This window comes from Phreatobacter sp., assembly GCF_052440005.1.
Taxonomy (GTDB): Bacteria; Pseudomonadota; Alphaproteobacteria; order Rhizobiales; family Phreatobacteraceae; genus Phreatobacter.
In genome coordinates, this window is sequence record NZ_JBQVQL010000031.1 from 12,045 (window position 1) to 31,646 (window position 19,602).

The 19,602-nt window shown below is 69.1% G+C and carries 19 protein-coding genes; 14 read left to right on the forward strand and 5 right to left on the reverse strand.

Features of this window, described 5'->3' with window-relative positions:
* Positions 1-84: 84 nt before the first annotated feature.
* From ACT6XY_RS09850 to ACT6XY_RS09880, 7 genes are all read left to right on the forward strand, one after another.
* A complete protein-coding gene (locus ACT6XY_RS09850; RefSeq protein WP_444748159.1) occupies positions 85-960 on the forward strand; it encodes an FAD binding domain-containing protein in 876 nt (291 codons plus the stop codon).
* Complete coding sequence (locus ACT6XY_RS09855; protein ID WP_444748160.1) at positions 957-1,448, forward strand: (2Fe-2S)-binding protein; 492 nt, start codon at positions 957-959, stop codon at positions 1,446-1,448. The genes ACT6XY_RS09850 and ACT6XY_RS09855 overlap by 4 nt, the downstream gene beginning before the upstream one ends.
* Positions 1,445-3,844 (forward strand): xanthine dehydrogenase family protein molybdopterin-binding subunit, encoded by a 2,400-nt coding sequence (locus ACT6XY_RS09860; RefSeq protein WP_444748161.1) that lies wholly within the window; start codon positions 1,445-1,447, stop codon positions 3,842-3,844. The genes ACT6XY_RS09855 and ACT6XY_RS09860 overlap by 4 nt, the downstream gene beginning before the upstream one ends.
* 117 nt (positions 3,845-3,961) lie before the next feature.
* Positions 3,962-5,041 (forward strand): C4-dicarboxylate TRAP transporter substrate-binding protein, encoded by a 1,080-nt coding sequence (locus ACT6XY_RS09865; protein ID WP_444748162.1) that lies wholly within the window; start codon positions 3,962-3,964, stop codon positions 5,039-5,041.
* 78 nt (positions 5,042-5,119) lie between these two features.
* Positions 5,120-5,677, forward strand: a complete 558-nt coding sequence (locus ACT6XY_RS09870; protein ID WP_444748163.1) for a TRAP transporter small permease subunit — start codon at positions 5,120-5,122, stop codon at positions 5,675-5,677.
* A 6-nt stretch (positions 5,678-5,683) separates the two neighbouring features.
* Positions 5,684-7,003, forward strand: a complete 1,320-nt coding sequence (locus ACT6XY_RS09875) for a TRAP transporter large permease (protein WP_444748164.1) — start codon at positions 5,684-5,686, stop codon at positions 7,001-7,003.
* A 4-nt stretch (positions 7,004-7,007) separates the two neighbouring features.
* Positions 7,008-7,871, forward strand: a complete 864-nt coding sequence (locus ACT6XY_RS09880) for a dioxygenase family protein (protein WP_444748165.1) — start codon at positions 7,008-7,010, stop codon at positions 7,869-7,871.
* A gap of 6 nt (positions 7,872-7,877) precedes the next feature.
* Here ACT6XY_RS09880 and ACT6XY_RS09885 read toward each other — a convergent pair whose 3' ends face one another.
* Both ACT6XY_RS09885 and ACT6XY_RS09890 read right to left on the reverse strand, forming a co-directional pair.
* Positions 7,878-8,561: a GntR family transcriptional regulator gene (locus ACT6XY_RS09885; protein ID WP_444748166.1), complete on the reverse strand. Its 684-nt coding sequence runs from the start codon at positions 8,559-8,561 to the stop codon at positions 7,878-7,880.
* A gap of 12 nt (positions 8,562-8,573) precedes the next feature.
* Positions 8,574-9,479: an amidohydrolase family protein gene (locus tag ACT6XY_RS09890; protein ID WP_444748167.1), complete on the reverse strand. Its 906-nt coding sequence runs from the start codon at positions 9,477-9,479 to the stop codon at positions 8,574-8,576.
* A 138-nt stretch (positions 9,480-9,617) separates the two neighbouring features.
* On the opposite strand from ACT6XY_RS09890, the gene ACT6XY_RS09895 reads away from it, so the two are divergent.
* The 3 genes from ACT6XY_RS09895 to ACT6XY_RS09905 are packed head-to-tail and all read left to right on the forward strand — an operon-like array spanning position 9,618 to position 11,830.
* Positions 9,618-10,586 (forward strand): Bug family tripartite tricarboxylate transporter substrate binding protein, encoded by a 969-nt coding sequence (locus tag ACT6XY_RS09895; RefSeq protein ID WP_444748168.1) that lies wholly within the window; start codon positions 9,618-9,620, stop codon positions 10,584-10,586.
* A 38-nt stretch (positions 10,587-10,624) separates the two neighbouring features.
* The gene (locus ACT6XY_RS09900; RefSeq protein WP_444748169.1) at positions 10,625-11,014 is read left to right on the forward strand and encodes a carboxymuconolactone decarboxylase family protein; all 390 of its coding nucleotides are present in this window, start codon (positions 10,625-10,627) and stop codon (positions 11,012-11,014) included.
* 33 nt (positions 11,015-11,047) lie between these two features.
* Positions 11,048-11,830: a 2-oxo-hepta-3-ene-1,7-dioate hydratase gene (locus ACT6XY_RS09905; protein ID WP_444748170.1), complete on the forward strand. Its 783-nt coding sequence runs from the start codon at positions 11,048-11,050 to the stop codon at positions 11,828-11,830.
* 11 nt (positions 11,831-11,841) lie between these two features.
* Here the strand turns inward: ACT6XY_RS09905 and ACT6XY_RS09910 are convergent, their stop codons facing one another.
* From ACT6XY_RS09910 to hemN, 3 genes are all read right to left on the reverse strand, one after another.
* On the reverse strand, positions 11,842-13,629 hold the full coding sequence (locus ACT6XY_RS09910; protein ID WP_444748171.1) for a metallophosphoesterase family protein: 1,788 nt from the start codon (positions 13,627-13,629) through the stop codon (positions 11,842-11,844).
* A gap of 61 nt (positions 13,630-13,690) precedes the next feature.
* A complete protein-coding gene (locus tag ACT6XY_RS09915; protein WP_444748172.1) occupies positions 13,691-14,398 on the reverse strand; it encodes a sulfite exporter TauE/SafE family protein in 708 nt (235 codons plus the stop codon).
* Positions 14,399-14,412: 14 nt separating this feature from the next.
* Entirely contained in the window at positions 14,413-15,825 is a 1,413-nt protein-coding gene (gene hemN / locus ACT6XY_RS09920; RefSeq protein WP_444748173.1) for an oxygen-independent coproporphyrinogen III oxidase, read from the reverse strand.
* A gap of 230 nt (positions 15,826-16,055) precedes the next feature.
* Here hemN and ccoN point away from each other — a divergent pair, with 230 nt between their 5' ends.
* The 4 genes from ccoN to ccoP are packed head-to-tail and all read left to right on the forward strand — an operon-like array spanning position 16,056 to position 19,512.
* Positions 16,056-17,705 carry a cytochrome-c oxidase, cbb3-type subunit I gene (gene ccoN / locus ACT6XY_RS09925; protein WP_444748174.1) on the forward strand — a complete coding sequence of 550 codons (1,650 nt, stop codon included), beginning with the start codon at positions 16,056-16,058 and terminating at the stop codon, positions 17,703-17,705.
* A gap of 11 nt (positions 17,706-17,716) precedes the next feature.
* Entirely contained in the window at positions 17,717-18,466 is a 750-nt protein-coding gene (gene ccoO, locus ACT6XY_RS09930; RefSeq protein WP_444748175.1) for a cytochrome-c oxidase, cbb3-type subunit II, read from the forward strand.
* Positions 18,467-18,480: 14 nt separating this feature from the next.
* Positions 18,481-18,633 carry a cbb3-type cytochrome c oxidase subunit 3 gene (locus ACT6XY_RS09935; RefSeq protein ID WP_444748176.1) on the forward strand — a complete coding sequence of 51 codons (153 nt, stop codon included), beginning with the start codon at positions 18,481-18,483 and terminating at the stop codon, positions 18,631-18,633.
* Between the two features lie 3 nt (positions 18,634-18,636).
* The gene (ccoP, locus tag ACT6XY_RS09940) at positions 18,637-19,512 is read left to right on the forward strand and encodes a cytochrome-c oxidase, cbb3-type subunit III (RefSeq protein WP_444748177.1); all 876 of its coding nucleotides are present in this window, start codon (positions 18,637-18,639) and stop codon (positions 19,510-19,512) included.
* Positions 19,513-19,602: the final 90 nt, after the last annotated feature.

Consider the following 19,602-nt stretch of genomic DNA (forward strand, 5'->3'; position numbering starts at 1 on the left):
CGTAGTTGATCATTTGACCAATTAAACAGAACGGGGCCGCCGCCGGCAAGGTGGGCAAGGCATCCCGACGCGAGGAGACGTATCATGAAGTGGCCGGCGATGGGCTATGCCCGCGTCGATAGTCTCGACGAGCTCTGGCGCGCGCTCGACGCCGCCGGACCCGAGGCGCAGATCCTCGCGGGCGGCCAGAGCCTGCTCGCAACGCTGTCGTTCCGTCTGTCGGAGCCCTCCGGCCTCGTCGACATTACCCGCATCGCCGCGCTGCGCGGCGTCTCGATGGCCGGCTCGACGCTGCGCATCGGCGCGCTGACCCGCCATGCCGAACTCGGTCGCGACCCGCTCGTCGCCGCCCACGCGCCGTTGCTGGCCAAGGCTGCTCCCCTCATCGCCCATCCGGCCATCCGCAACCGCGGAACGATCGGCGGCAGCCTCGCGCTCGCCGATCCGGCCGCCGAGCTGCCGGCCTGCGTCGTGGCGCTCGATGCCACCATCGTGATCGCCTCGCAGGGTGGCGAGCGCCGGGTGCCCGCCGCCGACTTCTTCCAGGGCCTGTTCTCCACCGACCTCAGCCCCGGCGAGATCATCGCCGCCGTCGAGGTGCCGGTGGCGACACCCGCCAGCCGCCAGGCCATCGTCGAGGTCACCCGCCGCTCGGGCGACTACGCCATGGCCGGCCTCGCCGCCGTGCTGTCCATGCGGCCGGACGGTTCCGTCGAGACGGCGCGTCTCGTCTATTTCGGCGTCGGCTCCGGCGCAGAGATCGCGCGCGGCGCCTCCACCGCCCTCGTCGGCGGTCCGTTGGGAGAGGCCTCCATCGCCGCGGCCCAGGCCGCCCTCACCGACGACCTCGATCCGCCGGGGGACCTCCATGGCGGCCCCGACCTGAAGCGCCACCTCGCCCGCGTACTCACCGGCCGCGCGCTCTCGTCCTTCCTCACGCCGGCGGAGCAGGCCGCATGAACCGCCGCATCGACATCACGCTGACGGTCAACGGCGAGCGGGTCTCCCGCAGCGTCGACACGCGCATCCATCTCATCGACTTCCTGCGGGGCGAACTCGGCCTGACCGGCGCCCACACCGCCTGCGAGCACGGCGTCTGCGGCGCCTGCACCGTCCGCGTCGACGGCGACGCGGTGCGCGGCTGCCTGGTGCTCGCCGCGAGCCTCGACGGCGCTGCGGTCGAGACCATCGAGGGCCTCTCCGACAGCGGCGAGATCCGCGACCTGCAGGAGGCCTTCGTCGCCCGCAACGCCGCCCAGTGCGGCTATTGCACGCCGGGCATGCTGGTCACCGCCGCCGATATCCTCACCCAGGCGCCGAATGCCTCGCGCGAGGAGATCCGCGAACACATCTCCGGCAATTACTGCCGCTGCACCGGCTACCAGGCCATCGTCGACGCCGTCGAGGACACCCTCAAGGCGCGCCGCACCCGCGAGGCCGTCCGATGAACGAGATCGTCACGCCGAAATCCCTCGGCCTGTCGCGCGAGGACCTGCCGAACTCCTATATCGGCCGCGCCGTGCCGCGCCCCAACGTCCGCAAGCTGGTCGAGGGCCGCGCCACCTATACCGACGACGTCACCCTGCCGCGGCTGGTCCATGCCGCCTTCCTGCGCTCGCCCCATGCCCATGCGCGCATCGTCTCGATCGACACCAGCGCCGCGCTGGCCGTGCCGGGCGTGGTGCGCGTCTTCACCGGCGCCGACCTCGCCAAGATCTGCGATCCCTGGGTGGCCGTGCTGGCCCACCTGAAGGGCATGAAGTCGGCGCCGCAATATCCGCTGCCGCTGGAGCGCGCGACCTGGCAGGGCGAGGCCGTCGTCGCCGTCGTCGCCGATACCCGTGCGGCGGCCGAGGACGGCGTCGCGGCGCTCGCGGTGGAGTTCGATCCGCTCCCCGCCCAGGTCGACATGGAGACGGCGCTCGCCCCCGGCGCGGTCATCATCCATCCCGAGCTCGGCGACAATCTCGTCTTCACCCGCACCGCCGAGACCGGTGACGTCGCGGCCGCCTTCGCGGCCGCCCACAAGGTGGTGGAAGCCACCTTCCACACCGGCCGACACACCGGCGTGACGCTGGAGCCGCGCTCCATCATCGCCGATTACAACCGCGCCGACGGCACGCTCACCGTCCATCATTCGACGCAGGCGCCGCATATGATGCAGAACGTCTTCGCCACGCAGCTGCGCATGGCGGAGAGCGACGTGCGGGTCATCTGCAAGGACGTCGGCGGCTCCTACGGCATCAAGGTCCACGTCTATCCCGACGAGATGGCGGTCGCCTGCATGTCACGGATCATGGGACGGCCGGTGAAGTTCATCGCCGACCGCTTCGAGGCCTTCGGCAGCGACATCCACGCCCGCGACCATCGCATCAAGGGTCGCCTGGCGGTGGATGCGGAGGGGCGCTTCCTCGCCTTCGACATCGACGACCTCACGGGCATCGGCCCCTATTCGGTCTATCCGCGCACCAGCGCGGTCGAGGGCAACCAGGTCGTCAACCTCTGCGGCGGGCCCTATGCCTTCGCCAACTACCGCTGCACCACCACCGTCGTGTTGCAGAACAAGGCGCCGACCTGCCAGTACCGCGCCGTCGGCCACCCCATCGCGACCACGGTGACCGAGGGCCTGGTCGATCTCGCGGCCGAGGCGCTCGGCATGGACAAGGTCGCCATCCGCCGGAAGAACCTGATTGCCGACGACGCCTATCCCTGCACCTCGCCGGCGGGCATGCGGTTCGAGGGCCTGTCGCACCACGCCTCCCTCGACAAGCTGCTTGAGATGGTGCCGGTCGACAAGATCCGCGCCGATCAGGCCGAGCAGCGCAAACGGGGCGTCTATCGCGGCCTCGGCTTCGCCAGCTTCATCGAGCTCACCAACCCCTCGCCCTTCATGTACGGCATCGGTGGCGCGAAGATTTCGGCGCAGGACGGCTGCACCGTGCGCATGGACCCCGACGGCTCCGTCGTCGCGATGTCCGGCGTCACCGAGCAGGGCCAGGGCACCGAGGCGATCCTCGCCCAGATCGTCGCCCACGGCGTCGGCGTTCCGGTCTCGAAGGTGAAGATCGTCACCGGCGACACCCGCACCGTGCCCTATGGCGGCGGCACCTGGGCCTGCCGCGGTGCCGGCATCGGCGGCGAGGCGGCTCTGCAGTCGGCCATTGCCCTCAAGGAGCAGATCCTCGAGGTCGCCGGCGCCATGCTGCAGGCGCAAGCGGCGAGCCTCGACGTCGTCATGGGCGAGGTGGTGGACAAGGCGACCGGACAGGCACGTATGCCGCTCGCCGAGCTCGGCCGCATTGTCTACTACCGCGGCGACACGCTGCCGAAGGACCTCGCCCGCGAGCTCGTCCAGACGCGCCACTTCATCACCAAGGAATACCCCTTCGCCTTCACCAACGGCATCCAGGCGAGCTGGCTGGAGGTCGATGTCGAGACCGGCATGGTCAAGCTGCTGGAACACTGGTGCGTCGAGGATTGCGGCCGGGTCATCAACCCCATGCTGGTCGACGAGCAGGTGCGCGGCGGCATCGTCCAGGGCATCGGCGGCGCGCTCTACGAGCACTGCGTCTACAACGAGGACGGCCAGCTCCTCACCACCACCCTTGCCGACTACCTCGTGCCCATGGCGGCCGAGATGCCCGACATGCATGTCGGCCACGTCGAGACGCCGACGAAGGAATCGCTCCTCGGCGCGAAAGGTGCGGGCGAGGCCGGCACCGCCGGCGCTCCGGCAGCCGTCATGAACGCCATCAACGACGCCCTCGCGCCCCTCGGCGCGAAGGTCCTCGCCCAGCCCTTCACTCCCGACCGCATCCTGAGGGCGCTCGGAACCATTGCATGAGCATGGGGAAGCGGTGCTAGCCTACTCCCCGACGTGAAAGGCCGGGCCAACCGGCCGCCAAGAACAGCCACGGAAACAGGGGACCCCCGTGATCCCCGCCTCAAGGAAGGAACGACGATGACGACCACCAGGCGTACATTCATGGCCGGCGCCGCCGGCGCGGCCACCCTGCCCGTCTTCAACATCAGGGCCTCGGCCCAGCAGAGCCTCAACGTCACCATCGCAGCGAGCCACCCGGTCCAGAACTTCTGGGTCTCGATGATGAAGAACGTGTTCCAGCCGGAGGTCGAGAAGCACCTGCGCGACAACGGCAACCAGGTCCGCGTCAACTGGCGCGAATCCTATGGCGGCACGCTCTACAAGTTCCAGGACACGATGGAGGCGGTGCGCGACAACATCACCGACATCGGCTACGTCGGCACGCTCTGGGAAGGCTCCACCATGCCGCTCCAGAACGTGAGCTATTTCACGCCCTTCACGACCGGCGACCACGGCCTCATCGCCCGCACCTTCGACCAGCTGAACGCGACGGTTCCGGCCATCAAGCAGAACTGGAACGGCCTCAACATGGTGCCGCTCTCCTCGTTCATCACCGACACCTACCACATCTGGTCGACCTTCCCGGTCCGCACCCTCGACGACCTCCGCAACCGCAAGATCTCGGCGCCCGGCACCTCCGCCAACTGGCTCACCGGCACCGGCGCCACCCCGGTCGACGGCGCGCTGACCACCTACTACACCGACATCCAGACCGGCGTGTCGGAAGGCGCGCTGTCCTTCTTCGTCGGCATCCTGCCGACCCGCGTCTACGAGGTGGCGAAATACGTCACCAAGTGCGACGTCGGCGCCATGTATGTCGGCGGCATCGCCGCCAACAAGCAGCGCCACGACCGCTGGCCGGCCGCCTTCCAGAAGGCGGTCGCCGAGGCCGGCAAGATCACCACGCAGAAGCACGTCGAGGACGTCTCCTCGCGCATCGCCGCGGCTGAAAAGGAGATGGTCGACAAGGGTTCGATCATCACCACCATGGCGGACGCCGAACGCAAGCGCTGGATCACCGGCCTGCCGAACATCGCCAAGACCTGGGCCGACACCTCGGGCCCGGCCTCCCGCGACGTGCTGAAGGCCTATTTCGCCGCCATCCGCGCCGCCGGCCAGACGCCGGGCCGCGACTGGGACCGCGAAGCCACCGCCTGATCCCACACACCGATACCGGGCGCCGGACCTGCTCCGGCGCCCGCACGCATTTCACCAGCAGCCATCCGGAGACCGACCATGGCCGACGACATCGACGTCGCGGCGCTCGAGCGCGAGGCGGCACCCCAACCCTTCGATCCCGTCCGGATGCTGCTCGACGCCCTGGCCGCCATCGGCACGGTCTGGACCTTCGGGCTGATGCTGCTCATCTGCGCCGACGTGATCGGCCGCTCCTTCCTCTCCATGCCGATCACCGGCGTGTCGGAGATCGCCGCCCATTCCATCGTCGGCATCGTCTTCCTGCAGATCGGCGCCACCATCTATGCGCGCCGCATGACGCGGGCCGACTTCCTCATAGAGGGCGTCCTGCACCGCCATCCTGCCCTCGGGCGCGCCGTGGAGGCGCTGTTCCTGCTCATCGGCGCCGCCGTCATGGCCTTCCTCGCCTGGGCCGCCTGGCCGGGCATGTGGACATCCCTCGCCTCCCGCGAATTCTTCGGCGTCCAGGGCCTGTTCACGGTGCCGACCTGGCCCTTCCGGGCCCTCATCATTCTCGGCGGGGCGGCAGGCGCCCTCGCCTATTGCATGCTGTTCGTCGCCGAAATTGCCGGCCGGCGCCAACCGGCCGAAGGCTGACCGACCATGGAAGACATCACCCTCGGCTTTCTGCTGATTGGCGCCATGGTGGCGCTGATCCTGCTCGGCCTGCCCATCGGCCTGTCGCTGATCAGCACCGGCGCCATCGGCGTCTGGCTGATCCGCGACAACGTCGATCTCGCCTTCCGCTTCACCGCGCTCGCAACCTATTCGGGCATCCAGGACTATCTCTTCGCCACCATCCCCCTCTTCGTGCTGATGGGGCTTCTGGTCTCCATCTCCGACGTCGGCAAGGACACGTTCCAGGTCGCCCAGGCGCTGCTGCGTCGCATCAGCGGCGGGCTCGGCATGGCCACCGTCGCGGCCAATGCCGTCTTCGCCGCGGTGACGGGCGTGTCCATCGCGTCGGCGGCCGTCTTCACCAAGGTGGCGGTGCCGGAAATGGTGCGCCATGGCTACACCATGCGCTTTGCGACCGGCACGGTGGCCGGGTCCTCCATCCTCGGCATGCTCATCCCGCCGAGCCTCCTGATGATCGTCTACGGCGTGCTCGCCGAGGTCTCCATCGGCCGCTTGTTCCTCGCCGGCGTCATTCCCGGCCTCATCATCGCCTTCGGCTTCACCGTGATGATCTGGCTCTATGCGAGCTTCCGTCCGGGACAGATCTTCGTCGATCCCGCCCATTCCGCGGCCGACGAGGATGCGGCCATGCCGGTCGGCGAGATGCTGGCAAAGTCGGTGCCCATTGCCTGCCTGGTCGTCCTCATCCTCGGCGGCCTCTATACCGGCTTCTTCACGCCGACCGAGGCGGGTGCGGTGGGCGCTGCCGGCGCCCTGGTCATCGCCCTGGTCCGCCGCCGTCTCGACTGGCCGAAGTTCTGGCGCGTGCTGAAGGAGGCAGGCCTCGTCTCCGCCTCGATCCTCTTCCTGCTCATCGCCGCCAGCCTCTATTCCCGCATGCTCTCCATGGCCGGAGTGCCGAATGCCATCGGCGACTTCGTCCAGCACCTCGGGCTCGGCGCCTACGGCTTCCTCTTCGCCTTCGTCATCGTCGTCCTGCTGATGGGCATGATCCTGGATTCGACGTCGATCCTGCTGATCATGGTGCCGATCGGCGCGCCCATCGCAGCCGCCATGGGCTTCGACCTCATCCATTTCGGCATCGTCACGATCATCGCCGTGGAAATGGGCCTGCTGACGCCGCCTTTCGGCATCTCGGTCTTCACGGTGAAGGCGACGCTCGGCGATCCGAAGGTCGGCATCGAGACCATCTTCGCCGGCACCATCCCCTATCTCGCCGTCATGGGGATCGGCCTCGTGCTGATCGCCTTCTTCCCCTTCCTCGCCACCGCCCTGGTGAAGTGACGCCATGCTGAGCTTCGACGAACACAACCTGACCGACGAGGTGGTGAAGCGCTTCGCCGAATGTCCCGATCCCCGGCTGAAGCAGGTCGTCCAGGCGCTGGTCCGCCACGCCCATGCCTTCGTGAAGGAGGTGGAACTGACCGAGGCGGAATGGATCGCCGCCATCGGCTTCCTGACCCGCACGGGCCACATGTGCGACGACAAGCGGCAGGAGTTCATCCTGCTCTCCGACGTGCTCGGCATCTCCATGCTGGTGGACGCCATCAACCACCGCATGCCCGACGGCGCCACCGAGACCACGGTGCTCGGCCCCTTCTATCTCGGCGAGCACCGGGTCACGCCCTACGGCGCCGACATCGCCGCAAACGAGCCGGGCGAACGCCTCTTCGTCGAAGGCACCGTGTCCTCGCCCGCCGGCGCACCCATCGCCGGGGCCGCCGTCGACATCTGGCACTCCGACGACGAGGGCTTCTACGACGCCCAGAAGGGCACCGAGGAGCCCTCGCTCCGCGCCCGCTTCATCACCGATGCCGAGGGGCGCTTCGGCTTCCGCACCATCGTGCCGTCGAGCTATCCGATCCCCCACGACGGTCCCGTCGGGCAACTCCTGGAGGCGACGAAGCGCCACCCGATGCGCCCCGCCCACATCCATTTCCGCATCGCCGCGCCGGGCCACGAGACGCTGGTGACGCATCTCTTCATGCCGGGCGATCCCTGGCTGGAGAGCGACGCGGTCTTCGGGGTCAAGGAGAGCCTGGTCGCGACCCTCGACGGCCGGGCCGGCGGCGCCTATCCGGACGGCTCGCCTGCCCCGCCGAGCTGGCAGTTGCTCCGGCACGGCTTCGGCCTGAAGCCCGTCAACGCCTGACGCGGTTCAGGCGCGTGTGCGCAGCGCCGCCTGGATGTTGCGGCCGGTGCGCTCCACATGCTCGCGCAGCAGCGTCGTCGCGTCGTCGGCCCGCCGCTCGATCATCGCCTCGGCGATGGCGGCATGCTCCGCCGGAACGTCGCGGTCCGGCGCGTGGTCCTTCAGGAAGATGCGGCGGTAGCGGTCCGACTGGTCGTGCAGGGTTTCGCAGAACTGCTGCAGCAGGGGCATGCGGCAGGCCGAGATCAGCTCGGCATGGAAGGCCCGGTGCCGGGCCTCCCACTCCTCCTGCTCCTCGCCCGTACGCGCCCCGCGCTTGCAGCGGCCGAGCTGGTGCAGCGCGGAGAGGATCCGCCCCTCCCAGGCTGCGTCGCCGTGGAGGATGGCCTCCCGCGCCGCCATGCCCTCGAGTTCGACCCGGAGGCGGATCACTTCGGTGAGGTTGTCAGCGGAGACCGGCGAGACGCGATAGCCGCGCTGGTCCTCGGCCTCCACCAGCCCCTCGCTCTCCAGCCGGCAAAGCGCCTCGCGCAGCGGGCTGAGGCTGACGCCATAGCGCGCCCGGATGCGATCCAGCACGAGCTTGGAGCCGGGCTCGAAATCACCGCGCATGATGGCGCCGCGCAGTTGCCCGGCGAGCGTCGTCGTCAGGGTCGCCGGAGAGGAGGGCGTCACGTCGCGAAGGCTCATCGGGCCGGCCCTTCAGTCATCGGTGGGCGCAAAGCCATAGAGCGCCGCGGGATTGTCGACCAGCGCAAGCTTGCGGTGATCCGCATCGGGAATCCAGAGCGGCACCAGGTCGACGAGGTCCCCGTCGTTGGGCATGGGCACGGGGCAGATCGGATGGGGCCAGTTGCTGCCCCACAGGATGCGGTCCGGCCGGTGGGCGACGACCCGGTGGATCAGCGGCAGCATGTCCCGGTGCGGATAGGGATCCGACGACAGGCGGTAGAGGCTCGCGAGCTTCACCCAGCAGCGCCCGGTGTCGAGGAGGCGCAGGACCGCGGCGAAGGGCGCGGACTCGACACCCTCGGCGGCCGTGATCCGCGCCAGGTGGTCGAGCACGAAGGGACTGCCGCAGGCGGTGAGCTCCGCCTCGACGTCAAGCAGCTCTTCGGCGCGGTGGAAGTGGAGGACGAGGTGCCAGCCGAAGTCTCGCGTCTCCGCCGCGAGCCGCGGCAGATGGTCGAACGAGGCGCCACCGCTGACCACCGTCGACATGCGGCAGCCGCGCATGCCGCGCCGGTGCATGTCCTCGATCTCCGCCTGTGGCAGGCCAGAGGGCATGACGGCGACGCCGCGCATGCGGTCCGGCGCGCGGTCGAGGGCCGCGAGGGTCGCCCGGTTGTCGGTGCCGTGGGCGCCGCCGTGGACGATGACGACACGGTCGATGCCGAGCACTGCGTGAAGAGCGAAGAGATCCTCCACCGTGCAGTCCTCCGGCGTGTAGCTGCGCGCCGGGCTAAAGGGGAACTGCGCCGCGGGGCCGAAGACGTGGACATGGGTGTCGCAGGCGCCGCGCGGCATGGCGAAGGCCGGCCGGCGGGGATTCCGGTCAGGCCCGGGGCAGGGTTTCGGCACCATCGCGCCGGCAGATGGGGCAGCCATGCATCACCTCACGTCATTTACAGAGCGATAACCGCCCTTCCCTGAGCCCGGGCCCACGGCATTGACCCGGCCAGCCCATGGTGTACCATAAAAATCGATGATCTAATAATAATCGATATTCCTGCACCGGAGATCTCAATGACCCGCTGGCTTGCTTCCCTCATGGCCGGGCTTTTCGCCCTCACCCTCGGCGCCCTGCCTGCGGCCGCCTTCCCCGACCGCGCCGTTCGCATCGTCGTCCCCTTCCCGGCCGGCGGCTCGAACGACGTCATCGCCCGCATCATCGGCCAGCGCCTCTCGGAGATCTGGAAGCAGCCCGTCGTCATCGAGAACCGCGGCGGCGCCGGCGGCAATATCGGCGGCGAGGCCATCGCCCGCGCCGATGCCGATGGCTACTCGCTCCTGCTCGCCGCCCCCGGCCCGCTCGCCATCAACCCCTCCCTCTTCCAGCGCATGAATTACGATCCGCTGAAGGACTTCGCTCCGATTGCGCTCACCGCCTCGGTGCCGATCGTCCTCGCGGTCCACCCGCAGGTGCGCGCCAACACGGTCGCCGAGTTGATCGCCCTCGCCAAGGCCGAGCCGGGCAAGCTGCATTTCGGCTCCTCGGGCGCCGGCTCGACGAACCACCTGGCGGGCGAGCTCTTCAAGTCGCTGGCCGGCATCAACATCCAGCACGTGCCCTATCGCGGCGCCGCCCCGGCCATGAACGACCTCGTCGCCGGGCACATCCCCTTCATGTTCGACAACATGCCGGCAGTGCGCCCGCAGGTCGCCGGCGGCAAGATCCGTGCGATCGCGGTGGCCGGCGCCACCCGCTCCTCGCTCTATCCGGAACTGCCGACCATGGCGGAAGCCGGCGTCGCCGGGTTCGAGGCCTCGTCCTGGTTCGGCCTCGTCGCCCCCGCCGGCACGCCGCCCGCCGTCATGAAGGTGCTGGTGGAGACCACCGCCGCCGTCCTCAAGGAGCCCGCCATCATCGCCAAGTTCGCCGAACTGGGCGCCGAGCCGGGCACCGTCTTCGGCGACGATTTCGGCCGCTACCTGAAGAGCGAGACCGAGAAGTGGTCGGCCATCATCAAGGCCGCCGGCCTCACCCCCCAGTGACGGCAGGACGCCGCTTCCCCTCCCCAGCGAGAGACCCCATGGCCGAGACCCGCGACGACCTTCCGACCCTCGCCGAGCTCGAGAAGCGCTACGAGGACATGATCGGCTTCACGCCCCCGCGCATCGCCAAGCGGCTGAAGCTCGGCATGGCCGTCGCTCCCGAGGTCGTCGCCGCCATCGAGGACTGGCGCATCACGGCGCTGACCCCCGAGGCGCTGGACCAGAAGACGGTCCAGCTCATGGCCTTCGCCATCCTGCTGACCCAGACATCGGAAGCGGCAACCAACCACGCCAAGGCGGCCATCAAGGCCGGCGCGACGCTCGACGAGCTCCACGCGGCCGCGGCCGTTGCGGCCCTCTTCCGCGGCGTCGCCGCCTTCAATCTCGCGGGCGAGGTCCTCACCGGCCTCTTCCCCGAGAAGGCCTGACGGCTCCCGCCCGACCACCCGAAGGATCGACCCATGCTTTCCGATGCCGATCGCCGCAAGGCGGCCGAAATCCTGCTTGCCGCCGAGGACTCCCGCACCCCGGCGCTGCAGCTCACCAAGACCTGGCCCGACATCCAGATCGAGGATTCCTACGCCATCTCCTCGCTGGTGACGGAGACCAAGATCGCCCGCGGCGACCGGCTGATCGGCCACAAGATCGGCCTGACCTCCAAGGCCATGCAGGCCTCCTCGCAGATCGACGAACCGGACTACGGGCATCTCCTCGAGTCGATGCTGCTGAACGACGGCGCCAAGGTCCGCTTCGAGGACTATTGCGTCCCGCGCGTCGAGCCGGAGCTGACCTTCATCCTCAAGGAGCCGCTGAAGGGCCCGGGCATCGGCCTCGTCGACGTGCTGCGCGCCACCGAATGGGTGGTGCCCTCCATCGAGATCATCGACGCGCGCGTTCAGAACCCGCGCAAGATCCAGGACACCGTCGCCGACAACGGCGCCGCCGCCGGCATCATCCTCGGCGGTCGCCCGGTGCGCCCGGATGCGGTGGACCTGCGCTGGGTGGGGGCCATCTTCTACCGCAACGCGGAGATCGAGGAGACGGGCATCGCCGCCGGCGTCCTCGGCCACCCCGCCATGGCCATCGCCTGGCTCGCCAACAAGGTGGGCCGCTTCGGAACCGTGCTGGAGCCCGGCCACCTCATGCTCTCCGGCTCCTTCACCCGTCCGGTCTGGGCGGCGAAGGGCGACACCCTGCACGCCGACTTCGGGCCGCTGGGCAGCGTCTCGGTGCAGTTCGTCTGACGCCGTTAGCCCTAGAGCAGGCTCACCCGCCGCGGCACGGTCTCCTGCCTCAGCGGCGCGAGCGCCGGAGCCTCCGGCGCCGCGGTGATCTTCTCCGGCTCGGCGAGCCTCAGGCGAACGCCGGCGCCGGACGAGAGCCTGTGCAGGTAGAACACGCTCGGCGCCGTCTCGTCCGCGATCATGACGGGCGACGGCGCCGAGACGATCCTGACGCTGCCGCACCGGCCGATCCAGTCGACGTGGCGGTGGCCGTGCATGACCACGATCCGGTCGCCCAGGGGTTCGAGCTGACGGACGAACCAGCTGCCGTTGACGAGGGCCGTTCCCACCCGCTCGAAGAAGGCCCGCACCGGCCGCGGATATTCGATGACGTGGTGGTGCAACGCGACGATCCACGACGCCCGCGGATACTGGCGGACGGCCGCGGCCAGCGCCGCCTCCTGCTCGTGCGAGACCAGGCCCAGCGCGTTGGTGAAGGAGAAATGCGTCTCGGCGTTGGAGTTGAGCAGGATGACGCCGAGCCCTTCGTCGTTCTTCGGCGGCATGACCAGCGGGAAGAGATTGTCCCAGAAGGTCGCGAACTGCACCCCCGCGCCGAGCTTGCCCGTATCCGCCAGCGAGCGGATCAGGCGCTGCTTGCGGGCGGCTGCGGCGGCGAGCGTATGGCCGAGGACGCCCCGGTCACGATCGACGAGGCGCACCCGCTCGCCCTGGATCGTCACCATGGCGGAGAGGGTGCGCAGACGCCTGAGCTGCTTGACCGGACTGAACGGCACGTCGAGCCGGGCGGGATTGGCCCTGTCGACGATGTTGAGGTCGTGGTTGCCCGGCAGCAGCAGCATGCGCTCGGCGAGCTGCGGATAGCGCCAGACGAGGTCGAGGAACTCGGCCCATTCCGCCGAGCGCCCGGCATCGGTCACGTCGCCGGTCACCATGATGAGGTCCAGTGGCTCCTCCGCATGGAGCGCCGCGAGCCTCTCGACTATCCGCTCGAGCCGCCCGTTGCCGCGCGGGCCGCGCCGTCCGCTCTCGACGCGGAAGCCGTAGCGCTCGCCGACGACGTGGAGGTCGGAGAGATGGACCACCCGCCAGGAGGGACCGCCGTGCGAGGGCATGTCGAAGGCGCCGATGTCCTCCGGCGTCGCCATGGTCGCGTCGGCATAGCCCCAGCTGATCGAGGCGACCGCCATGTAGAGGGCGACGAGGACGACGGCATTGGCGAGCGCCGGCCGCACCAGCCGGTTGGGGCGCGCGAAGTCGATGAAGTCGGCGGTCCAGCGGGTCGAGGGCCAGACGAGGAGGATCACGCCGATGGCGGCGACGGCCAGCAGCGCGGCAGCACCGATCGCGGAGAGCGAGCGCAGGCGCGCGCGGCGTCCGGGCTCGCTGGCGCGCGAGGAGAAGCGCTCGACGACATGGCGCAGCGCTTCCCGGCTCGTGGCATAGCCGGGCTGGATGGCGAGGGCGTTGAGGGACCAGAAGCTGCGCTCGGCCGAGCGGAACAGCGGCCGCCAACCGAAGAAGCCGACGACGGCCACCAGCAGGAGCAGCAGCACCGAGCTGAACCCGGCGAGCGCCGTGATTCGCCCCGACAGCGTGTCGACCCAGCCGGTGACGACCAGCGGCGCCGCGCCGAGGAGGAGGGCCGGCACCAGCATGAGGCTGGTCCACGCGAAGATCAGCTTCGGCAGGCTGATCTCGGTGAAGAGCCAGCCGGCAAGCTTGATCAGGGACCGGGTGGCCGGGCTCGACGCGTCGTCTTCGGCATCACCGCGGCGGGGGTCGACAGGCGGCTCCATGCCGGCAGTGTCGGCTATCGGCGGCGGCGGCGCAAACCGGCGAAGTGAAGCAGTCCGGCGCCTAGCGCAGCGCCGGCAGGCAGAGCACGCCGCCCTCCGGCCCGATCAGCACCGAGGCGACGGCGAAAGTCGTGATGGCGAGGCCGACGGCCATGGACGCCGCGGGATTGCGGCCGAGGCCCTTGAGGGTCGCCACCCCCATGGCGCTGGCCATGACGGCGGGAATGGTCCCGAGGCCGAAGCCAAGCATCAGGCCGGCGCCGCCGAGGCCGCTGCCGGCGAGCATCGCCGTGAAGAGCGCGCCATAGACCATGGCGCAGGGCATGAAGCCCCAGACGACGCCGAGCGCCACCGGGCCGCCGACGCCGATCCCCGGATGGCGTGAGGTCAGCGTCATCAAGGTGTTGCCGACGGGCGCCGCCAACCTGTCGAAGGCGACGAGCGAGGGAATGAGGCCGGCCGTCGACAGGCCGATCCAGCCGAGGGTGACGGCGCTCGCCCATTGCAGCACCCGGTACGCGGCCGTCTGGTCGAAGGCGCCGGCGATCCCGGAACCGAAGGTGCCGAGGATGCCGCCCGCCATCGCATAGGCGAGCACCCGGCCGAACTGCGTCAGGAGGAGGGTGCGCGCCCTCTGGCCGGCATCGCCGGTCGGATGGACGGTGAGCATGAGCGCCGAGCCGATGCTGCCGCACATGCCGGCGCAATGCAGGCTCGAGGCGAGCCCCATCAGGATGCCGGCGAAGAAGGTCAGGGACGCGGGGGACATGGGGGACCGCCGGCTCAGACGGCGCTGGAATGGCGGCCCGCCTTGGCGAGATGGGCGTCGAACAGCGAGGCGACGACGCGCACCAGGGGCCGGCCCGCCTCGCTCACCACCACGGTCCGGTCCGAGCGCGAGACGAGGCCCTGGCTCTCCAGCGGCACGAGGCCGGCGAGGTCGCTGTCGAAGAAGTCGCCCGCGACGCCGTGGCGCCGGGCGACCGCCTCGAGATCGGCGGAGAAGTCGCACATCAGCCGCTCGATGGCGTCGGCCCGCACCCGGTCCTCCAGCGACAGGGCGAGGCCGCGCACCGTCGCCGGGGCGCCGGCCGCGACCGCCCGCTGGTAGCCGCCGATGTCCGGCGCGTTCTGCACGAAACCCCGAGGCAGGCGGCCGATGGCCGAGGCGCCGAAGCCGATCAGCGCCTCCGCGTCGTCGGTGGTGTAGCCCTGGAAGTTGCGTTTCAGCCGCTGGTCGCGCGCCGCCACCGCCATGGCGTCTTCGGGGCGGGCGAAGTGGTCGAGGCCGACGGCCTCGTAGCCGCGCGCCTGCAGCGCCTCGCGCGCCGCCGTCTGCTGGCGGAAGCGCTCCACCGCGTCTGGCAGGGCCTGCTCGTCGATGAGGCGCTGATGGGTCTTGAACCAGGGCACATGCGCATAGCCGAAGAGCGAGATGCGGCTCGGCCGCATGGCCGTGGCGAGGTCGATGGTGCGCATGAGATCGGCCATGCTCTGGTGCGGCAGGCCGTACATGAGGTCGAAGCTGAGCGCGTCGATGCCGGCGGCATGCAGCGCCTCGACCGCGGCCGCGACGACCGCGAGCGGCTGGATGCGGCCGATGGCTTCCTGGACGTGGGGGTTGAGGTCCTGGACCCCGAGGCTCGCCCGCGTCACGCCCACCCGCTTCAGCGCCGCGGCGAGGCCGCGGTCGAGCTGGCGCGGGTCGAGTTCGATGGCGTGCTCGGCGCCGGGACCGATTCGGAACCGCTGCGCGAGCCGTTCGGCGATCGCCGTCAGCCCTGCCTCGCCCAGCATGGAGGGCGTACCGCCGCCCCAGTGCAGATGGCGCACCTGGCGGGCCGGGGTCAGCCGGGCCACGAGGTCGATCTCGGCGAGCAGGTGATCGCGATAGGCCGTCACCGGCTCGCTGCGGCGCGTGACCTTGGTGTGGCAGCCGCAATAGGCGCACATGGCCGCGCAGAAGGGCACGTGGAGGTAGAGCGACAGGCTGGTGCAGGGCGACAGCTCGCCGAGCCACGCGCGGTAGGTGTCGGCGGTCACGGCCGGAGTGAAATGCGGCGCCGTCGGGTAGGAAGTGTAGCGCGGCACCGCCTTTTCGGCGAGGGCGATGTTGCCCAGCGACGCCGGGTGGATGCCGTCCGCCGGGCGGGACGAGTCGCAGCTGGCAGGCACGGCGGGCGACAGGGACGTCATGGGGGCGGACCTCCGGGCGAGGCGGCGACATATCCGCCCACGATCGGGATTTTCACCGGCATCCGCGCCCGCGCGTTGATCGAAATCAACGCCCCCGGAACGTCCGCTCCGGCCGACGGCCCATCTTGATGCACATCAATGTCCGCCCCGCTGCGCCTGCCATTGGTGCTGTGCAATGCGGGATCGCCTGTTGCGGCGGACCTGCCGCCATGCCGGACGAGGGGCACGAGATGAGCCAGGGTCAAGCCCACAAGACATTGTCAGTACCGGAGGTCACCAGCATGGTGGCCTTCGCCGCCACCGCTCTCCTGTGCCTGTACATTGCGTCAGGCTCGGTCGATCCGGCCTATTCCTTCCACGTCTATCTCTTCGCCGCAGGGTCGATCGGCGCCATCTTCGCCCTCGGCAACCGCTACATGGGGCGCTCGGCCTCCATCCCGCAGGAGATCGACGGCAAGCCGAACTACAACATGGCGCCCGTCCAGTTCGCCGTCGTGGCCGCAGTATTCTGGGGCATCGCCGGCTTCACCGTGGGCCTCATCATCGCCAGCCAGCTCGCCTGGCCGGCACTGAACTTCGACCTGCCCTGGATCAATTTCGGCCGGCTCCGCCCGCTGCACACCTCTGCGGTGATCTTCGCCTTCGGCGGCAACGTGCTGCTCGCGACCTCCTTCTACGTGGTCCAGAAGACCTGCCGCGCCCGCCTCGCCGGCGAGATCGCGCCCTGGTTCGTCATCCTCGGCTACAACTTCTTCATCGTCATCGCCGGCACGGGCTACCTGCTGGGCATCACCCAGGGCAAGGAATACGCCGAGCCCGAGTGGTACGCTGACCTGTTCCTCACCGTCGTCTGGGTCGTCTATCTCCTCGTCTTCCTCGCGACCCTCTGGAAGCGCAAGGAACCCCACATCTTCGTGGCGAACTGGTTCTACCTCGCCTTCATCGTCACGATCGCCGTCCTCCATCTCGGCAACAACGCGGCGATCCCGGTCTCCATCTTCTCGCCGAAGAGCTACATCGTCTGGTCCGGTGTCCAGGACGCAATGTTCCAGTGGTGGTACGGCCACAACGCGGTCGGCTTCTTCCTGACCGCCGGCTTCCTCGCCATCATGTACTACTTCGTGCCGAAGCGCGCCGAGCGGCCGATCTACTCCTACCGCCTGTCCATCGTGCACTTCTGGGCCCTGATCTTCCTCTACATCTGGGCCGGCCCGCATCACCTCCACTACACCGCCCTGCCCGACTGGGCGCAGACCCTCGGCATGACCTTCTCCGTGATGCTGTGGATGCCCTCGTGGGGTGGCATGATCAACGGCCTGATGACGCTCTCGGGCGCCTGGGACAAGCTGCGCACCGACCCCGTGCTGCGCATGATGGTGGTCTCGCTCGCCTTCTACGGCATGTCGACCTTCGAGGGTCCGCTCATGTCCATCAAGGCGGTGAACTCCCTGTCGCACTACACCGACTGGACCATCGGCCACGTCCATTCCGGCGCGCTCGGCTGGGTCGCCTACATCTCCTTCGGCGCCGTCTACTGCCTCGTGCCGTGGCTGTGGAACAGGAAGCAGCTCTATTCGAACCGGCTGGTCGAATGGCACTTCTGGGTCTCGACCCTCGGGATCGTCTTCTACATCTCGGCCATGTGGGTCGCCGGCATCATGCAGGGTCTGATGTGGCGCGCCTACACCGCCCTCGGCTTCCTCGAATACTCCTTCATCGAGACGGTCGACGCCATGCACCCCTACTACGTGATCCGTGCTTTCGGTGGCGCCCTGTTCGTCATCGGCTCGCTGATCATGGCCTACAACCTGATCATGACGGTGCGCGCGGGCGAGGCTGCAGAGCCTGAAGCCACCCCCGCCCTCGTGCCGGCCGAGTGAGGAGAGAGACCATGTCGCTCTGGAACAAGCACGCCATCTTCGAGAAGAACTCGATCATCCTCACCGTCGGCATCCTGGTGGTGGTCGCCATCGGCGGCCTCGTCGAGATCGCCCCGCTCTTCTATCTGAGGAGCACCATCGAGAAGGTGGAGGGCGTGCGTCCCTACACACCGCTCGAACTGGCCGGCCGCTCCATCTACGTCCGCGAGGGCTGCTACAACTGCCACAGCCAGATGATCCGCCCGCTGCGCGACGAGGTGGAGCGCTACGGCCACTACTCGCTGGCGGCCGAGAGCATGTACGACAAGCCCTTCCAGTGGGGCTCCAAGCGGACCGGCCCGGATCTCGCCCGCGTCGGCGGCAAATATTCCGACGAGTGGCACGTCGCCCACCTCGCCAATCCCCGCTCGATCGTGCCGCAGTCGATCATGCCGGGCTACGCCTTCCTCGCCCAGGCCGAGATCCGGCCCGAGCAGGTCGCCGGGCACCTCGCCACCAACCGCCTCGGCGGCGTCCCCTACTCGTCCGACCAGATCGCCAACGCCCTCGTCGACATGAGGACGCAGGTCAATCCGGACAGCCCCAACGTGCAGGCGCTCCAGACCCGCTATCCCGGCGCCACGGTGCGCGCCTTCGGCGGCAACCCGACCGCCGCCGCCGCCGGCACGGTCACCGAGATGGATGCGCTCGTCGCCTACCTGCAGGTGCTCGGCACGATGGTGAATTTCCGCACCTACGACGCCAGCGCCAACATCCGCTGAGCCGCGAGGATCTCATGAGCACCTATTCCACGCTTGCCAGCTTCGCCCAGACGGTCGGGCTTCTCTACTTCGTCGGCATGTTCCTGGCGATCGCCGTCTACGCCTTCTGGCCCCGCAACAAGACGCGCTTCGACGAGGCCGCCCAGATCCCGTTGAGGGAGGAGTGAATCATGGCCGTCCAACCTGAAATCGACCACGCCACGGGCCGCACCACCACCGGCCACGAGTGGGACGGCATCAAGGAGTTGAACTCGCCCCTGCCGAAATGGTGGCTCTACATCTTCTACGCCACCATCGTCTGGTCCATCGGCTACTGGGTCGTCTATCCGTCCTGGCCGCTGGTGACGAACTACACCAAGGGCGTCTTCGGCTACGCCTCCCGCCAAGACGTGACGCGCGAGCTCGACGCCCTGAAGGCCCTGAGGGCCGAGCGGGCCTCCGCCCTCGCCCGCACGCCGCTGGAGGACATCGCCAAGGATCCGACCCTCCTCACCTTCGCCCTCGCCCAGGGCAAGGCGGCCTTCGGCGACAACTGCGCCCCCTGCCACGGCCTCTCGGCCACGGGATCGCGCAGCTTCCCGAACCTGCGCGACGACACCTGGCTCTGGGGCGGCGGCATCGCCGACATCCACCAGACCATCGCCTTCGGCATCCGCAACGGCGACGATCGGGCCCGCCAGGGCGTGATGCCGCCCCTCGGCGGCCCCAACGGCGTGCTGAAGCCCGACGAGGTGATCACCGTGGCGAACTTCGTGCGGTCGCTGTCCGGCCAGTCCACCCGGCCGAACGCCGATCTCGCCAAGGGCAAGGAGCTGTTCACCGCCAACTGCGCCGCGTGCCACGGCGAGGACGGCCGCGGCAACCGCGAGCTCGGCGCCCCGAACCTCACGAGCCGCAACTATCTCTACGGCTCCGACGAGAAGACCATCATCGAGACGATCAACCAGGGCCGCGGCGGCGTCATGCCCGGCTGGGTGACCCGCCTCGACGAGACGACGGTGAAGTCCCTCGCCGTCTACGTCCACGCGCTGGGTGGCGGGCAGTAAGCCCGATCGTTCTCCAGCGCGGATAGGGGGTGCGCGCCGTGGCAGCGGCGCGCACCTTCTTCTTTTCACAGGGTGCTGTTGAGGCAGGTC

Coding starts and splice junctions, on each gene's coding strand:
- ACT6XY_RS09900 (WP_444748169.1), top strand. CDS start 10,625: ATGGCCGAGACCCGCGACGACCTTCCGACCCTCGCCGAGCTCGAGAAG.
- ACT6XY_RS09850 (WP_444748159.1), top strand. CDS start 85: ATGAAGTGGCCGGCGATGGGCTATGCCCGCGTCGATAGTCTCGACGAG.
- ACT6XY_RS09865 (WP_444748162.1), top strand. CDS start 3,962: ATGACGACCACCAGGCGTACATTCATGGCCGGCGCCGCCGGCGCGGCC.
- ACT6XY_RS09875 (WP_444748164.1), top strand. CDS start 5,684: ATGGAAGACATCACCCTCGGCTTTCTGCTGATTGGCGCCATGGTGGCG.
- ACT6XY_RS09890 (WP_444748167.1), bottom strand. CDS start 9,479: ATGGCTGCCCCATCTGCCGGCGCGATGGTGCCGAAACCCTGCCCCGGG.
- ACT6XY_RS09915 (WP_444748172.1), bottom strand. CDS start 14,398: ATGTCCCCCGCGTCCCTGACCTTCTTCGCCGGCATCCTGATGGGGCTC.
- hemN (WP_444748173.1), bottom strand. CDS start 15,825: ATGACGTCCCTGTCGCCCGCCGTGCCTGCCAGCTGCGACTCGTCCCGC.
- ACT6XY_RS09905 (WP_444748170.1), top strand. CDS start 11,048: ATGCTTTCCGATGCCGATCGCCGCAAGGCGGCCGAAATCCTGCTTGCC.
- ACT6XY_RS09895 (WP_444748168.1), top strand. CDS start 9,618: ATGACCCGCTGGCTTGCTTCCCTCATGGCCGGGCTTTTCGCCCTCACC.
- ACT6XY_RS09855 (WP_444748160.1), top strand. CDS start 957: ATGAACCGCCGCATCGACATCACGCTGACGGTCAACGGCGAGCGGGTC.
- ccoN (WP_444748174.1), top strand. CDS start 16,056: ATGAGCCAGGGTCAAGCCCACAAGACATTGTCAGTACCGGAGGTCACC.
- ACT6XY_RS09860 (WP_444748161.1), top strand. CDS start 1,445: ATGAACGAGATCGTCACGCCGAAATCCCTCGGCCTGTCGCGCGAGGAC.
- ACT6XY_RS09870 (WP_444748163.1), top strand. CDS start 5,120: ATGGCCGACGACATCGACGTCGCGGCGCTCGAGCGCGAGGCGGCACCC.
- ACT6XY_RS09885 (WP_444748166.1), bottom strand. CDS start 8,561: ATGAGCCTTCGCGACGTGACGCCCTCCTCTCCGGCGACCCTGACGACG.
- ACT6XY_RS09910 (WP_444748171.1), bottom strand. CDS start 13,629: ATGGAGCCGCCTGTCGACCCCCGCCGCGGTGATGCCGAAGACGACGCG.
- ACT6XY_RS09880 (WP_444748165.1), top strand. CDS start 7,008: ATGCTGAGCTTCGACGAACACAACCTGACCGACGAGGTGGTGAAGCGC.
- ccoP (WP_444748177.1), top strand. CDS start 18,637: ATGGCCGTCCAACCTGAAATCGACCACGCCACGGGCCGCACCACCACC.
- ACT6XY_RS09935 (WP_444748176.1), top strand. CDS start 18,481: ATGAGCACCTATTCCACGCTTGCCAGCTTCGCCCAGACGGTCGGGCTT.
- ccoO (WP_444748175.1), top strand. CDS start 17,717: ATGTCGCTCTGGAACAAGCACGCCATCTTCGAGAAGAACTCGATCATC.